At 64.4% G+C, this 14,026-nt stretch carries 16 protein-coding genes and 1 pseudogene; 9 read left to right on the top strand and 8 right to left on the bottom strand.

Annotation, left to right across the window (positions count from 1 at the left end):
• Window positions 1–264: 264 nt before the first annotated feature.
• Window positions 265–1,224, bottom strand: a complete 960-nt coding sequence (locus X744_RS142285) for a TAXI family TRAP transporter solute-binding subunit (protein WP_023762593.1) — start codon at window positions 1,222–1,224, stop codon at window positions 265–267.
• A gap of 258 nt (window positions 1,225–1,482) precedes the next feature.
• Here X744_RS142285 and X744_RS142280 point away from each other — a divergent pair, with 258 nt between their 5' ends.
• Window positions 1,483–1,851, top strand: a complete 369-nt coding sequence (locus tag X744_RS142280) for a YciI family protein (RefSeq protein ID WP_023762594.1) — start codon at window positions 1,483–1,485, stop codon at window positions 1,849–1,851.
• A gap of 7 nt (window positions 1,852–1,858) precedes the next feature.
• Complete coding sequence (locus X744_RS142275; RefSeq protein ID WP_023762595.1) at window positions 1,859–3,103, top strand: RNA polymerase sigma factor; 1,245 nt, start codon at window positions 1,859–1,861, stop codon at window positions 3,101–3,103.
• 22 nt (window positions 3,104–3,125) lie between these two features.
• On the opposite strand, the gene X744_RS142270 is transcribed toward X744_RS142275, so the two are convergent.
• From X744_RS142270 to hrcA, 6 genes are all read right to left on the bottom strand, one after another.
• A complete protein-coding gene (locus X744_RS142270; protein ID WP_023762596.1) occupies window positions 3,126–3,752 on the bottom strand; it encodes a glutathione S-transferase family protein in 627 nt (208 codons plus the stop codon).
• Between the two features lie 132 nt (window positions 3,753–3,884).
• On the bottom strand, window positions 3,885–4,865 hold the full coding sequence (gene cysK, locus X744_RS142265; RefSeq protein ID WP_023762597.1) for a cysteine synthase A: 981 nt from the start codon (window positions 4,863–4,865) through the stop codon (window positions 3,885–3,887).
• A gap of 199 nt (window positions 4,866–5,064) precedes the next feature.
• Complete coding sequence (locus X744_RS142260) at window positions 5,065–5,682, bottom strand: LysE family translocator (RefSeq protein ID WP_023762598.1); 618 nt, start codon at window positions 5,680–5,682, stop codon at window positions 5,065–5,067.
• Between the two features lie 206 nt (window positions 5,683–5,888).
• The gene (locus tag X744_RS142250) at window positions 5,889–7,238 is read right to left on the bottom strand and encodes a sorbosone dehydrogenase family protein (RefSeq protein WP_023762600.1); all 1,350 of its coding nucleotides are present in this window, start codon (window positions 7,236–7,238) and stop codon (window positions 5,889–5,891) included.
• A gap of 115 nt (window positions 7,239–7,353) precedes the next feature.
• Complete coding sequence (locus tag X744_RS142245) at window positions 7,354–7,551, bottom strand: hypothetical protein (RefSeq protein WP_013892036.1); 198 nt, start codon at window positions 7,549–7,551, stop codon at window positions 7,354–7,356.
• A gap of 90 nt (window positions 7,552–7,641) precedes the next feature.
• Window positions 7,642–8,724, bottom strand: a complete 1,083-nt coding sequence (gene hrcA / locus X744_RS142240) for a heat-inducible transcriptional repressor HrcA (RefSeq protein ID WP_023762601.1) — start codon at window positions 8,722–8,724, stop codon at window positions 7,642–7,644.
• Between the two features lie 180 nt (window positions 8,725–8,904).
• Between hrcA and rph the strand changes: the two genes are divergently transcribed.
• From rph to X744_RS1000000175650, 5 genes and pseudogenes are all read left to right on the top strand, one after another.
• Window positions 8,905–9,621, top strand: coding sequence for a ribonuclease PH (gene rph, locus X744_RS142235; protein ID WP_023762602.1), 717 nt, complete (start codon window positions 8,905–8,907; stop codon window positions 9,619–9,621).
• Between the two features lie 183 nt (window positions 9,622–9,804).
• Window positions 9,805–10,215 (top strand): VOC family protein, encoded by a 411-nt coding sequence (locus tag X744_RS142230; RefSeq protein WP_023762603.1) that lies wholly within the window; start codon window positions 9,805–9,807, stop codon window positions 10,213–10,215.
• Window positions 10,215–10,862, top strand: coding sequence for an RdgB/HAM1 family non-canonical purine NTP pyrophosphatase (rdgB, locus tag X744_RS142225; RefSeq protein WP_023762604.1), 648 nt, complete (start codon window positions 10,215–10,217; stop codon window positions 10,860–10,862). Before X744_RS142230 ends, rdgB begins: the two co-directional genes overlap by 1 nt.
• The gene (gene hemW, locus X744_RS142220) at window positions 10,859–12,022 is read left to right on the top strand and encodes a radical SAM family heme chaperone HemW (protein WP_023762605.1); all 1,164 of its coding nucleotides are present in this window, start codon (window positions 10,859–10,861) and stop codon (window positions 12,020–12,022) included. Before rdgB ends, hemW begins: the two co-directional genes overlap by 4 nt.
• A 167-nt stretch (window positions 12,023–12,189) precedes the next feature.
• A pseudogene (locus X744_RS1000000175650) lies at window positions 12,190–12,312 on the top strand (transporter); the annotation flags it as partial.
• 73 nt (window positions 12,313–12,385) lie between these two features.
• On the opposite strand, the gene X744_RS142210 reads toward X744_RS1000000175650, so the two are convergent.
• On the bottom strand, window positions 12,386–12,565 hold the full coding sequence (locus tag X744_RS142210; RefSeq protein ID WP_023762607.1) for a hypothetical protein: 180 nt from the start codon (window positions 12,563–12,565) through the stop codon (window positions 12,386–12,388).
• A 131-nt stretch (window positions 12,566–12,696) separates the two neighbouring features.
• On the opposite strand from X744_RS142210, the gene rsmI reads away from it, so the two are divergent.
• Both rsmI and X744_RS142200 read left to right on the top strand, forming a co-directional pair.
• The gene (rsmI, locus tag X744_RS142205; protein ID WP_031261250.1) at window positions 12,697–13,626 is read left to right on the top strand and encodes a 16S rRNA (cytidine(1402)-2'-O)-methyltransferase; all 930 of its coding nucleotides are present in this window, start codon (window positions 12,697–12,699) and stop codon (window positions 13,624–13,626) included.
• Window positions 13,619–13,996: a YraN family protein gene (locus tag X744_RS142200; RefSeq protein ID WP_023762609.1), complete on the top strand. Its 378-nt coding sequence runs from the start codon at window positions 13,619–13,621 to the stop codon at window positions 13,994–13,996. The genes rsmI and X744_RS142200 overlap by 8 nt, the downstream gene beginning before the upstream one ends.
• Window positions 13,997–14,026 lie beyond the last annotated feature (30 nt).

Here is a 14,026-nt window from a genome sequence, read left to right on the forward strand (position 1 = left end):
TTGCAAGCCCATCCTCTCGACAAACCCATCGCCAGCAAGATGCGAAGAGCCAGATGGAACAGAGACTTCCTCTTCCAGCTCTTTACTCATATGCGATAGCCCTGCCCTCAAGGGGGGAGATCGGATACATTGATGTCGGCGCTCGTTTTGCAACGTCAGCGATTGGCAAAAGACATCGCGACGGCCAATCTCCCCCCTTGAGGGGGAGATGCCCGGCAGGGCAGAGGGGGGCGCCTGGCGAAGACATGTCGGATTGCCAAGCGCTTACTTCAGCAGCCCCTTCTCCTTGTAATACCGCTCAGCCCCCGGATGCAGCGGCACCGGCATGCCGTCGAGCGCCTTGGCCGGGTCGATCGCCTTGGCGGCGGCATGCGCCGCGGCCAGCTGGTCGAGATGCTCGAACAGCAGCTTGGTCATCCGATACGCGGTTTCGTCGGAGACATCGGCGCGGGTGATGAGGAAATTGCCGACGGCCGCAGTCGCGACATCCTCGCTCTGGCCTTCATAGGTTCCCTTGGGAATGATCACCGAAAGATAGGGCGCGCCGATCTTGGCGACGTCCTGCTCCGGCACTGCCACGACATTGATCGGCACGGAGGTGGCGAGGTCGCGGATCGAGGCGACGCCGAGTCCGGCGGATTGCAGCGTGGCGTCGAGCTGCCGGTTCTTGATCAGTTCGACCGATTCGGCGAAGGGTAGGTATTCGACCCGGCCGAGATCCTCGTATTTCAGCCCGGCGGCAGCGAAGATGGCGCGCGCGTTGAGCTCGGTGCCGGACGCCGGCGCACCGACCGACAGGCTCTTGCCCTTGAGATCGGCCAGCGTCTTGATGCCGGACTCGCGGCTGGCGACGATCTGGATGTAGTTGGGATAGATAGCGGCGATGCCGCGCAGTTTGTCGAGCTTGCCCGGGAAGCCGGCTTCGGTGTTGCCTTCAGCGGCCAGCTTGACGGAATCGCCGAGCGCAAAGGCGATCTCGCCCCTGCCCTGCTGCAACAGATTGAGGTTTTCGACCGAAGCCTTGGTTGCCTGCACCTGGGTACGCGCGCCTTCGATGCCCTTGCCGTAGATTTCAGACAATGCGACGCCGAGTGGATAATACACGCCGGACGTCCCGCCGGTCAGCACATTGATAAATTCTTGCGCGCTGGCTGAGACGGCACCCAGGCCAAGCGAGAGCGCCACGGCACCGGCTGCAACGAATTTCGTTCTGAAATGGAACATCGGGGCCTCCTCCCTGAAATATCGGCGACCGCACCGCCTCCCAGGTGCGACCACGGCGAGTTTAGACAGCGAGCCGCAAATGCCAACCCGCAATTGTGCTCGTTAGACGAACGGTTGAGGGATCGGAAACAGATGGCGGCTTGCGCAAAAAGCCGGCGGAGCCGAAAGTTTTTTGAGCTGTCTGTCGAAATCGCGCGCTGCCGCGCGACATACGTCCGGCTCGCAAGGAAGCGGCCTTCGAAACAACGGGAGAAGACCATGCGATACATGATTTTGATCTACGCCGACGAAGCCGCGATGGCGAATGCACCGGCCGAGGCGACCTACCAGATGAGTGCCGCCTATGGTGCCTATACCGAAGCCTTGAAGAAGTCCGGCGCCTGGCTGGCAGGGGACCGACTGCGCCCGAGTCAGGCGACCACCTCGGTGCGGGTGGCTGGGGGCAAGACCAACGTGCTCGACGGCCCCTATGCCGATACCAAGGAGCAGCTTGCCGGCTTCTACATGATCGAGGCCGAGGATGCCGACGCCGCGATCGTCTGGGCGGCGCGCTGCCCGGCGGCCAGCACCGGTACTGTCGAGTTGCGGCCGATCTGGGAAATGACCGAGTACCTGTCCGAGAGATGATGATGTGATGGACAGTCGCTCGGAGATCGCCCGGGTGGCCGCCGAAGCCGCCGCCCGGCAAAGCTACGGCAAGCTGGTAGCCTGGCTGGCGGCGCGCACGCGTGACGTGGCCGCTGCCGAAGACGCGCTGGCTGACGCCTTTGCCGCGGCACTCGAACGCTGGCCGCGAACCGGCGTGCCTGAAAGGCCGGAAGCCTGGCTGCTGGCGGTGGCAAGGCGGCGCCGCGTCGATGCGGTGCGGCGGCGGCTGACCAGCGAGGCCGGCCGCGAGCATCTCAAGCTGATTGCCGAGGAGATGGAGGCGGGCATGACCGACGAAGACCTTCCCGACGAACGGCTGCGGCTGATGTTCGCTTGCGCCCACCCGGCGATCGAGCCCGGCATTCGCTCGCCGCTGATCCTGCAGACCGTGCTGGGTTTCGACGCGGCAACGATCGCCTCAGCCTTCCTGGTGTCGCCGGCAACCATGGGCCAGCGCCTGGTTCGCGCCAAGACCCGCATCCGTGAAACCGGCATTCCGTTCCGCGTTCCGGAGCGGACCGAACTCGGCGAAAGGCTGGATGCGGTGCTGGAAGCGATCTACGCCGCCTTCGCCGAAGGCTGGTCCGATCCAGCGGGCACCGAAACGCGGCGCCGCAATCTCGCTGGCGAAGGCATCTGGCTCGGCCGCCTGGTGGCTTCGCTGATGCCGGAAGAGCCCGAGGCGCTGGGTCTGCTTTCGCTGATGCTGTTCGCCGAAGCGCGGCGCGCGGCACGGCGCGATCCGGCCGGAGACTATGTTCCGCTGGCCGAGCAGGATCATACGCTGTGGGATGGCGCTTTGGTCGACGAAGCGGAATCCCTGCTCCGCCGCGCCGCCACGATGGGCGTCATCGGCCGCTATCAGCTTGAGGCGGCGGTTCAGTCCGCACATGCGGCACGACGGCTGACCGGCCGCACCGACTGGGTGGCGGTCCGCGAACTCTACGACGCGCTGCTCTCTGTCGCGGGATCACCGGTGGTGGCGATCAACCGCGCGGTGGCGATTGCCGAGGCCGAGGGTGCAGTGACTGGATTGGCGGCCCTCTACGTGCTGGGCGACGACAAGCGGCTTGATGAGTATCAGCCTTATTGGGCAGCCCGCGCCGGTCTCCTGGCCAGGCTTGGGCAGGTACCGCAGGCGTGCCAAGCCTATGACCGGGCGATCGGCCTCGAGCGCGACCCGGCGGTGCGCCGGTTCCTGCAGGGCAAAAGGGCAGCGCTCAAAAATTGAGACTCGCCAACCGGCCGTCCGTTCAGCCCGGCCACATCCCATGCGATGTGTTGAGCGTCTTCATCAGGGGATGCTCGCGCAGCTTCGACCACAGACGCTCGATATCAGGCCAGGTCGTGCGCGCCCTCTCGGCGTCGGGATGCCAGGCCACCAGCATGACGAGGTAGATGTCCGCGACCGACATGCGGTCGTCAACCAGCCAGTCACGGCCTTCGAGAGAGGCATCGAGGACGGCAAAGCCGCGGTCCATCTCGGCGACGGCTGCCTGCTTGACCGCGTTGGTGCCTTCGGCATCTGTCGTATAGCGGTATGCGTAATAGAAACGCAGCACTGCCGGATAGAGCACCGACGACATGAAGGTCATCCAGCGCAGGAAATCGGCGCGGGCAGGCGCGTCGGCCGCCGGCGCCAGGCCGGCATTGGGATGACGCTCGGCAAGCAGGATGCAGATCGCCGCCGATTCGGTGATCGAGCTTCCGTCCGGCAAAGTCAGCACCGGAACCTGGTTCAACGGGCTGATGTCGAGGAAGGCCGGATCGGGCCGCTCCGTCTTCGGCACGTCGATCTGTTCGAACGGCACATTCGCCAGCGCCAGGGCCGCCTCGACGACGAAGCCGCCGCTGCCCCGACGAGTGTAGAGCTTGTACATGAAATCCTCCCCCGGCCCGCTTTGCACCGGCCGGTGACGATTTGCACCGGAAGCAGGGCATTTCTCAAGCTGGTGGCTGACGCCACGGGCGGTTTATTCAACGGGCCAGCTTAATCACGAAGAACCGTCGGATTACGCCCCCAACCCCTCGAACAAAATCGTCGACAGATAGCGCTCGGCGAAGGACGGGATGACCACGACCAGGTTCTTGCCCTTGTTTTCCGGCCGTGAGCCGACGACGATGGCCGCCTGCAGGGCGGCGCCCGACGAGATGCCGACCGGTACGCCTTCGAGGCGGGCGACGAGGCGGGCATTTGCGACCGAATCCTCGTTCGACACCCTGACGATCTCGTCATAGATCGTCGTGTCGAGGATTTTGGGCGCAAAGCCGGCGCCGATGCCCTGGATCTTGTGGGGGCCAGGCTGGCCACCCGACAGAACCGGTGAGGAGTCCGGCTCCACGGCGACGACATGCACCGAGGGCTTTCGCTTCTTCAGCACCTGGCCGACGCCGGTGATGGTGCCGCCAGTGCCGATGCCGGCGACGAAGATATCGACCTCGCCATGCGTATCGTTCCAGATTTCCTCGGCCGTCGTCGTGCGATGGATTTCCGGGTTGGCGGGGTTCTCGAACTGCTGCGGAATGATCGCGTTGGGGATCGTCGCGGCCAGCTCATCGGCCTTGGCGATGGCGCCTTTCATGCCTTTCGGACCCTCGGTCAGCACCAGCTCGGCGCCGAGCAGCGCCAGCATCTTCCGGCGCTCGATCGACATCGTTTCCGGCATCGTCAGGATGAGCTTGTAGCCCTTGGCGGCAGCGGCGAAGGCAAGCGCGATGCCGGTATTGCCCGACGTCGGTTCGATCAACGTGGTCTTGCCGGGAGAAATCTTGCCGGAAGCCTCCAGCGCCTCGATCATCGCCACGCCGATGCGGTCCTTGACCGAGGCGATCGGATTGAAGAATTCGAGCTTGGCGATCAGGTTGGCGACGATGCCCTTTTCCCGAGCGAACTTGTCGAGCCGCACCAGGGGCGTGTCGCCGATCGTATCGGTGATGGAATCGTAGACGCGGCCGCGACCGGGTAAACGGGCAGAGGTGACGGGCTTGTTCATTGGTTTCGCTCCCAGAATTTCAGGCAGGTAGAGAATTTCAGGCAAATGGAATTCAAGCCGGCAAGATAGGGCCTTTGGCCGTGCAAGATAGACTGTCGGCTGAAAATATCCGAGTGGGACCTGTGTCGAAAACGTCGCCCTGCCGGAAAAGCATTTCCCGCGAAGGCCTGTTTGCGAAATGGTTTGGCCGAAAAGCCCTCTATTGCCGGGCGGCAATCGCTGCGGCGGCGCCGACCATGAAGCCGGCGGCGGTGCGGTTCAGCGCCTTGAGCGCGCGCGGCGACTTCAGGAACCAGCGCGCCTTGGACGCCAGCGCCAGATACGGCACCAGCACCACCAGAAGCACGACGACCGTCAGCGCGACGAGAATGCCGTAGTCGGTAAGTGTGATGGTCTTCAGGTCGACGATGGTCGGCGTGATCGCCAGGTAGAAGATCATCGTCTTCGGATTGCCGAGCGTGACGGTCAGGCCGGCGGCAAAGCTCGACAGCAGCCCACCCTTGCCCTTTTTCGCTTCGACCGTCTCGGGCGTGATGCCGCTGTTCCAGAAGCGCCAGCCGAGGAAGGCCAGGTAGGCGACACCGAGCCATTTGATGGCCAGGAAAACCATGCCGAAGGTCTGCGCGACGAAGGCGAGACCCAGCACCACGGCAGTCAGATAGGTGAGATCGCCAGCCATCAGCCCAAAGGACATCGCCAACGACGAGCGGAAGCCGGAGCCGAGCGCACGCGCAACGAGCGCGGTGACGCCGGGACCAGGAATGGCGGCGGCGATGCCGAGCGCGGCACTGTAGGCGAGGAATCCGGTGAGCGTCATGGCTGGGACCTCAAATCAGAACGCCTTGTCGCATAGAATGGACCAGGATTGAATTCACCTGGGATCGGAATCCATTGCACCAGATGTCGCTGCAACACGTGGAGAAGGCGCCCTCATCCAGCCGCTTCGCGGTCACCGTCTCCGCCGGGGAGAAGACCCTGGCGCCGCCGTTGGCAATCCGGGTGAGGGGTTTGTGCCAAGATTGCTCAGGAGCGATCGCCGTCATGGGTGACGCGCCAGATGGTGCCATTGCCGTCCTCGGTCACGATCAGCGCGCCGTCGTTCGCCACCGCCACGCCAACCGGCCGACCCCAGACCTCGCCGTTGGAGACGACGAAGCCGGTGATGAAATCCTCGTATTCGCCGGTCGGCTTGCCATCCCTGAACAGCAATCTCACCACCTTGTAGCCGGTCCTGTTGCCACGGTTCCATGAACCGTGCAGAGCCACAAAGGCGTCGCCCTTGTATTCGGCCGGAAAAGTCTTCCCTTCGTAGAAGGCGATGTTGAGCGGCGCCGAATGCGCCTGCATCAGCACGTCGGGAATGGTCGCCTTGCCGGCAAGATCGGGGCGCTCGCCGTTGTGACGCGGATCCTCGTTGTTGCCGATATAGTACCAGGGCCAGCCATAGAAGGCTCCGTCCTTGACCGCGGTCGCATATTCCGGCGGCACATTGTCGCCGAGCCCATCGCTTTCGTTGACGACACACCACAGCGCGCCGGTCGCCGGCTGCACGGCCATGCCCGAACAGTTGCGCAGGCCAGTGGCGACGATGCGTCCGTTCTTGCCGTCGGGATCGAAGGCCAGCACAGCCGCGCGGCCATCTTCGGGACCCCAGGCAGCGCCGAGCGGCTGCGACGTCGCCCAGGCGTCGAGGCCGCCCTTCGGTTCTTTGCCCATATGCTGCGCGGCATTCGAACCCGAGCCGACCGATAGATAGAGCGTCTTGCCGTCCGGAGAGAAAGCGATGTCGCGGGTCCAGTGATGACTTGATGGGATGTTGTCGACGATGGTCTCCGGGTCGCCGGCGGCCTTCAGGTCGCCGCTGTGATAAGCGAAGCGCACAATGCCGTCGCTGTTGGCGACATAGACCCATTGCGGGTCGTTGCCTGGCGGATAGAAAGCAATGCCATAGGGCTGGTTGAGATTGCGGGCAAAGATGCCGTGCTGCGCCGGCTTCGCGCTGCCCTCGGCCAGGCGGTAGACGCGGATCTGGTTGGCTTCGCTGTCAGCGACGAACAGGTCGCCGTTCGGCGCGACGCGGACGACGCGCGGATTGTCGATGCCCGACGCGATCAGCTCGGCCGAAAAGCCCGGCGGCAGTTTCGGCTTGGCATCTGCCGGCCGTTCGGCAAGGCCGGCGCTGTTGGAGGCGGATTTGGTGACGTCGGGTTTTGGCAGATCGTTCGGCTTGATCAGGCGGCGCACACCGGGCCTGTCGGCACGCCAGTCGCCGAAGGCCGCGGCACCTTTCAATACGGGCTCCGCTTGCTGTGCGAATGCAGCGGTGGTGAGGAACACCGCTGCGGACAGGGCCAGCCCAGCCAATCGGATCATTCAATCCTCCAAACCTGGTCACACAGTGAACGGCTGCAAAGAGGCCAAACGAGCGGTTTCGTCTGTTGTTCCGCGGCACACGATCAGTTGAAGCGAAAGCGGAGGTTTTCTACCTTCAGGTCCCGGCGGCGTAGAAATCGTCATCGAGACGCTTTTCCAGCGCGACGAGATCGGCCGGCAGCGGCAGGCCCATGGCGCGCATTTCCCGCAGTTTTTCGCGCAACTGCTCCTGGATCTCGTGCTGGTCTTCCGGCTGGTTGACCATCTCCTCGAGCAGCAGGCTGATCCGGGCCTTGAATTCTTCGAGCGCCATTGTTTTTCTCCTCAGCTGCTTGTTCTTTGTTTTTTGAGTCTAAGGTGTTGAGATTCAGGTCAGGCCGGCATCACCTGAACATCAATACGCTTAGCGCAGCATGCGGGAAATCAGCTGCGCCGTATAGTCGACCATCGGCACGATGCGGGCATAATTGAGCCGGGTCGGGCCGATGACCCCAAGCGCACCGACGACGCGGGCGTCTTTGTCGCGATAGGGCGCGACCACCAGCGACGAGCCCGACAGCGAGAACAGCTTGTTTTCCGAGCCGATGAAGATGCGCACGCCCGATCCTTCCTCGGCGAGGTCGAGCAGTTGGATCAGTCCATCTTGCGTCTCCATGTCCTCGAACAGGTGCCGCAACAGTTCGATATCGGCCTGGGCGGTGACGTTTTCGAGCAGATTGGCGCGGCCGCTCACGATGAGCCGTGCCGGCAGGCCGCTGTCCGCGCCGGCCCACACCGCGAGCCCCTTCTCGACGAGGTCCTGCGACAGCGTGTCGAGGGCGGCCCTGGTCTCTTCCTTGATGCGGGCGATCTCGACCCGCGCCTCCGCCAGCGTGCGGCCGCGGATATGAGCGTTGAGGAAGTTCGAGGCCTCGTGCAGTTGCGAGACGGTGATGCCGGCGGGCAGCTCGACGACGCGGTTTTCGACGTCGCCATTCTGCGACACCAGCACCGCCAGCGCCTTGGTCGGCTCGAGCTGGATGAATTCGATGTGCTTCAGCGCCACTTCGTTCTTGGCGGCAAGCACCAGGCCGGCACCGCGCGACATGCCCGACAGCATCTGGCTGGCCTCGGTCAGCATGTGTTCCAGCGTCGCCCCCGAGCCGGATGCCCGCACCTGCGCCTCGATGGCGCGGCGCTCCTCGTCGGACAGATCGCCAAGCTCCATGAAGGCGTCGACGAAGAAACGCAGGCCGGCCTGCGTCGGCAAACGGCCGGCCGAGATGTGCGGCGCGTAGATGAGGCCGAGATGCTCGAGATCGCTCATCACGTTGCGGATGGTGGCCGGTGACAGCGAAGACGGCAGGATGCGCGACAGGCTGCGTGATCCCACGGGTTCGCCGTCCTTGAGGTAGGAATCGACGATGCGCCGGAAGATGTCGCGCGAGCGCATGTCCAATGATTGAAGCGCGGGCGCCTGCGAACTTGGATCGACTGCCTTGGTCATTGCGGCCAAAAACCTCCGGCCCAAAGATATAGACTTCGCTACGGCCCGCGCAACCCGGTGTCTGCGTCAGATCACCCCGGTGTCTGTGTCGGATCGTCAAGCCATTTTCCTTTGCGCCATTCGTCCCATGCGGCTACAAGCCGGCCAAGATTCCCGAAAAATGACAAGAAAGCAGCCTGAATGCGCCCCTCCAAACGCCAATTCGACGAAATGCGCGCCATCTCCTTCGAGCGCGGCGTCTCCAAGCACGCCGAAGGCTCATGCCTGGTGAAGTTCGGCGACACGCATGTCCTGTGCACGGCCAGCTTGGAGGAAAAAGTGCCGGGCTGGATGCGCAATTCCGGCAAGGGCTGGGTGACGGCGGAATACGGCATGCTGCCGCGCTCGACCGGCGAGCGCATGCGCCGCGAGGCTTCCGCCGGCAAGCAGGGCGGCCGCACCCTGGAGATCCAGCGGCTGATCGGCCGTTCCTTGCGCGCCGTGGTCGATTTGCAAGCGCTGGGCGAGCAACAGATCACCGTCGACTGCGACGTCATCCAGGCCGATGGCGGCACCCGCACCGCCTCGATCACCGGCGGTTGGGTGGCGCTCTACGACTGCTTGCGCTGGATGGAAGCCCGCCAGATGGCCAGTGTCGCCAAGGTGCTGAAGGACCACGTCGCCGCGATCTCCTGCGGCATCCATGACGGCCAGCCGGTTATCGACCTCGACTATATCGAGGACTCGTCGGCCGGCACCGATGCCAATTTCGTCATGACCGGCAAGGGCGGCATCGTCGAGATCCAGGGAACCGCCGAAGGCGAGCCTTTTTCGGAAGGGCAGTTCGCGGAATTAATGGGCTTGGCCAAGAAGGGCATTCAGCGCCTGGTCAGTTTGCAGCAGATGGCGGTGGCTTAGTTCTCAAATGCCGAGCTTGAGCGCCCCCCTCTGGCCTGCTGGCCATCTCCCCCTCAAGGGGGGAGATCGGCTATCCCGCTGGTTTGCGCCACCTTGCGGCGGCGTGAGTTGTGCGGAGGCGCTGAAGCTGCCAATCTCCCCCCTTGAGGGGGAGATGGCCGGCAGGTCAGAGGGGGGCGCCTCGTGACGCCCTCTGCTATCCTGGAATCCGCTCTCTACGTCACCGACCTAACCGCCGCCGAAACCTTCTACACCGGCGTCCTCGGCCTAAACCTCCTCGGCAAAGTCGATGGCCGCCACCTCTTCTTCCGCTGCGGGCCGGGCGTGTTGCTCGTCTTCAATGCCGAGGCAACCAAAATCCCGCCCGCGCCCGACGCCAGGCTGCCGGTGCCGCCGCATGGCGCTGTCGGCGAAGGCCATCTCTGCTTTGCGGCGACCGCTGACGAAATCGCCGACTGGAAAGCGCGTCTCGAGGCGAAAAACATAGCCATCGAAAGCGAATTCGAATGGCCGCAGGGCGGCCGTTCGATCTATATACGCGACCCCTCGGGCAATTCGATCGAATTCGCCGAGCCACGAATCTGGGGCCTTTGATGCATTCTCTCGATGGAAAGAAGATCGTCGTCGCCAGCCACAATGAAGGCAAGCTGCGCGAATTCGCCGATCTGATGGGGCCGTTCGGCTTCGAAGCGAAATCGGCCAAGGACTACGGCCTGCCTGAGCCCGACGAAACCGGCACCACCTTTGAGGAAAACGCCTACATCAAGGCGCTGGCCGCGGCCAAGGCGACCGGCCTGCCGGCGCTGTCGGACGATTCCGGCCTGTGCGTCGACGCGCTCGACGGCGCGCCCGGCGTCTACACCGCCAACTGGGCGGAAACCGCTGACGGCGCGCGCGATTTCGGCATGGCTATGCAACGCACCGAAGTGGCGCTGCAGGAAGTCAGCGCCGCCTCGGCCGGACAACGCAAGGGCCGCTTTGTCGCCGTCATCTGCCTGGCGTTCCCCGACGGAGAAGCCGAATATTATCGCGGCGAGGCCGAAGGCACGCTCGTCTGGCCGCCGCGCGGCGATCTCGGTTTCGGCTACGATCCGGTGTTCCTGCCCGATGGCTTCGAAAAAACCTTCGGCGAGATGAGCGCCGAGGAAAAGCATGGCTGGAAGCCCGGCCAGCGGACCGCGCTGTCGCACCGCGCCCGCGCTTTCCAGAAGTTCGCCCAAGCACGATTGGGTTCGTCATGAGCATGCTGCTCGACCGGACGCCCGGCTTCGGCGTCTATGTCCATTGGCCGTTCTGCGCGGCCAAGTGCCCCTATTGCGATTTCAACAGCCATGTCCGCCACCAGCCGGTCGATCAGGACCGCTTCGCCAGCGCCTTCGAGGCTGAACTGGCGACGATGCGCGAGCGCACCGGGCCGCGCGAGGTAACCAGCATTTTTCTTGGCGGCGGCACGCCGTCGCTGATGAAGCCGGAAACGGTGGCCAGGGTTCTGGACGCCGTGGCTAGGAACTGGACCGTTCCCGACGGCATCGAGGTGACGCTGGAGGCCAATCCGTCCTCGGTCGAGGCCGATCGCTTTCGCGCCTACCGGGCGGCCGGGGTCAACCGCGTCTCGCTCGGGGTACAGGCGCTGAACGACAAGGATTTGCGCTTCCTCGGCCGGCTTCACAATGTCGAGGAAGCGTTGCATGCTATCGGGCTCGCGCGGGAAATCTTCCCAAGATTGTCCTTTGACCTGATCTATGCCCGACCCGGCCAGACACCGGAGGCGTGGCAGGCCGAGCTCGAACAGGCGATCGGCCACGCCGCCGATCATCTGTCGCTGTACCAGCTGACCATCGAGGAGGGCACGCCGTTCCATGCCTTGCATGCCGCGAAGAAATTCATCATCCCCGACAACGACCACGCCGCTGACCTCTATGCGCTGACGCAGGAGATCACCTCGGCGCATGGCCTGCCAGCCTACGAGATTTCCAACCACGCCAGGCCGGGCGCCGAAAGCCGGCACAATCTGACCTACTGGCGCTACGGCGAATATGTCGGTGTCGGGCCAGGCGCCCATGGCCGCTTCGTCGAGAACTGCCGCCGCACAGTCACGATCGCCGAGCGGATGCCGGAAACCTGGGCCAATCTGGTCGAGGCCAAGGGCCATGGCGTCACCGGTGGCGAGATCCTGACGCGTTCGGAAGAAGCCGACGAGTTCCTGCTGATGGGCCTGCGGCTGGCCGAGGGCATCGACCTCTCCCGCTACGAGGCGTTCTCCGGGCGCGGCCTGTCGAGCGCGCGGCTCTCGATGCTACAGGGCGAAGGGCTGGTGGCACCGATCGGCAACGCGCGGCTCCGCGCCACTCCGGCCGGCATGATCGTGCTCGATGCGGTGGTGGCGGACCTAGCGCGATAACCAAGCAGGCTTTGGGTGCGCGGCGAGGATGACGCCCACGCCCCCAATCTCCGAGGCTGAGGATTGCGGAGCAATTCCAGGAAAAGTGTGACGCGGTTTTCCGTCCGGAATTGCATCAAGACAAAGAGTTAGAGCGGCTCGCCGTTACCGCGAAACGGTGAAATGCTCTAAGCGTCGTGCTTGTGGGGTTGTTTGCCGCGGCCTTTCTCGGCGGGCGACTCGCCGGGGCGGACTGGCTTGGCGTCGCCCTTATCGCGGCGTCCGCGGTGCTGGTCGCCTATCGGATGTAGCGGCACGTCGTTGCGGGCGTTTTTTGTTTCAAGACGGGTGATGAAGATATCGAAGCGATTGGGCATCGTCCGGTCAGTGCTCCGTCATGTTGTCGGGTTTGTTGTCGGAAAGCCCGACATTCGTGGGCAAGCAGGCCTGCTTGGCCAGGCTGGCGTCGGTCTTCGCGGGGAGGCGCTTGTCCTTGCGTACGGCAACGCGGTTGCGCTCGGCCCGATAGGGCTCGAAAGCGTCCTGCATCTTCAGGCTATCCATCCTGTCCTCCTCGGGAATCAGGGGGTAAATCCGCCGTAGCCGGTTTCGTTCCCTACTGTGGCAAAGGAATGGCGAGGGAGGCGCAACGTCAGCTTTTGCAAGCCGACGCTGGCCGTGCCAAACAGGGCTGAATGGAGAAGGCATCAGTGACCGCCGAAACGGGCAAGCGCAGCTATGTGGTCGGGCAGACCGAGATCGCGGCCCGGCCGCTCGAGCCGGCGCTCTATCTGGTGGCGACGCCGATCGGCAATCTGGCCGACATCACGCTGCGCGCGCTGGAGACGCTGGCCGCCGCCGACATCGTTGCTTGCGAGGACACGCGGGTGTCGCGCGTGCTGCTCGACCGCTACGCCATTCGCCGCCGCACCACGGCCTATCACGAACACAATGCGGGCGAGGCCGGGCCGAAGCTGATCGCGGCGCTCCAGGCCGGACAGAGCGTGGCGCTGATCTCCGACGCCGGCACGCCGCTGGTGTCCGATCCCGGCTACCGGCTGGTCGGCGAGGCGCGCGACCACGGCATTCGCGTCGTGCCGATTCCCGGCCCGTCGGCGCCGCTCGCGGCGTTGACCGCATCCGGCCTGCCGTCGGACGCCTTCCTGTTCGCCGGTTTTTTGCCGGTCAAATCAGGGCAGCGGCTGACGCGGCTTGGGGCACTGAAGGCTGTGCCGGCGACGCTGATCTTCTTCGAATCACCGCGCCGGCTGGCCGAATCCCTTGCCGCCATGGTCGAGGCGCTTGGCGGCGAGCGCAAGGCCGCGATCGGTCGCGAATTGACCAAGACCTTTGAAGAGATGCGCACCGGCACGCTGCAGGCGCTGGCCGATCATTATGCGGCGGCCGATACGCCGAAGGGCGAGATCGTCGTCTGCGTCGGTCCGGCCGAGGCCAAGGCCGACGAACCGGCCGACATCGACCGCCTGTTGCTGTCGCTCGCCGGCGAAATGCCGGCTTCCAAGGCAGCGGCGGAAGCCGCAAAAATGATCGGCGGCCAGAAACAGGCGTTGTATCGGCGGCTTCTCGAACTCAAGCATGCTTCTGGAGAAAGCGACGGTGGTTGAGCGCCCGAGTGCCAGCCGCCAAAAAGCCTATCGGCGCGGCCACCGCGGCGAATGGCTGGCGGCGGCAGCATTGGTGTTGAAGGGCTACCGGATTCTGGCGCGCCGCCACCGCACCCGCTTCGGCGAGATCGACCTGATCGCGCGCCGCGGCGACCTCGTGCTGTTCGTCGAGGTCAAGGCGCGGCGCACGCTGATGGAAGCCATGGAGGCGATCGGCCACGAATCGGAGCGCCGCATCGAGGGGGCGGCCGACATCTGGCTGTCGCGCCAGTCCGATTACGGCAAACTGTCGATGCGCTTCGACATGGTCGCGGTGCTGCCCTGGCGCTGGCCGGTGCATGTCGAGAATGCGTTCTATGGAAGGAATTGAGGTTGCTCACCATCCCCACAAGGGGGAGGG

The organism is Mesorhizobium sp. LNHC252B00 (genome assembly GCF_000502955.1).
Taxonomy (GTDB): Bacteria; Pseudomonadota; Alphaproteobacteria; order Rhizobiales; family Rhizobiaceae; genus Mesorhizobium.

Coding starts and splice junctions, on each gene's coding strand:
- X744_RS142285 (WP_023762593.1), bottom strand. CDS start 1,224: ATGTTCCATTTCAGAACGAAATTCGTTGCAGCCGGTGCCGTGGCGCTC.
- X744_RS142280 (WP_023762594.1), top strand. CDS start 1,483: ATGCGATACATGATTTTGATCTACGCCGACGAAGCCGCGATGGCGAAT.
- X744_RS142275 (WP_023762595.1), top strand. CDS start 1,859: ATGGACAGTCGCTCGGAGATCGCCCGGGTGGCCGCCGAAGCCGCCGCC.
- X744_RS142270 (WP_023762596.1), bottom strand. CDS start 3,752: ATGTACAAGCTCTACACTCGTCGGGGCAGCGGCGGCTTCGTCGTCGAG.
- cysK (WP_023762597.1), bottom strand. CDS start 4,865: ATGAACAAGCCCGTCACCTCTGCCCGTTTACCCGGTCGCGGCCGCGTC.
- X744_RS142260 (WP_023762598.1), bottom strand. CDS start 5,682: ATGACGCTCACCGGATTCCTCGCCTACAGTGCCGCGCTCGGCATCGCC.
- X744_RS142250 (WP_023762600.1), bottom strand. CDS start 7,238: ATGATCCGATTGGCTGGGCTGGCCCTGTCCGCAGCGGTGTTCCTCACC.
- X744_RS142245 (WP_013892036.1), bottom strand. CDS start 7,551: ATGGCGCTCGAAGAATTCAAGGCCCGGATCAGCCTGCTGCTCGAGGAG.
- hrcA (WP_023762601.1), bottom strand. CDS start 8,724: ATGACCAAGGCAGTCGATCCAAGTTCGCAGGCGCCCGCGCTTCAATCA.
- rph (WP_023762602.1), top strand. CDS start 8,905: ATGCGCCCCTCCAAACGCCAATTCGACGAAATGCGCGCCATCTCCTTC.
- rdgB (WP_023762604.1), top strand. CDS start 10,215: ATGCATTCTCTCGATGGAAAGAAGATCGTCGTCGCCAGCCACAATGAA.
- hemW (WP_023762605.1), top strand. CDS start 10,859: ATGAGCATGCTGCTCGACCGGACGCCCGGCTTCGGCGTCTATGTCCAT.
- X744_RS142210 (WP_023762607.1), bottom strand. CDS start 12,565: ATGGATAGCCTGAAGATGCAGGACGCTTTCGAGCCCTATCGGGCCGAG.
- rsmI (WP_031261250.1), top strand. CDS start 12,697: ATGGAGAAGGCATCAGTGACCGCCGAAACGGGCAAGCGCAGCTATGTG.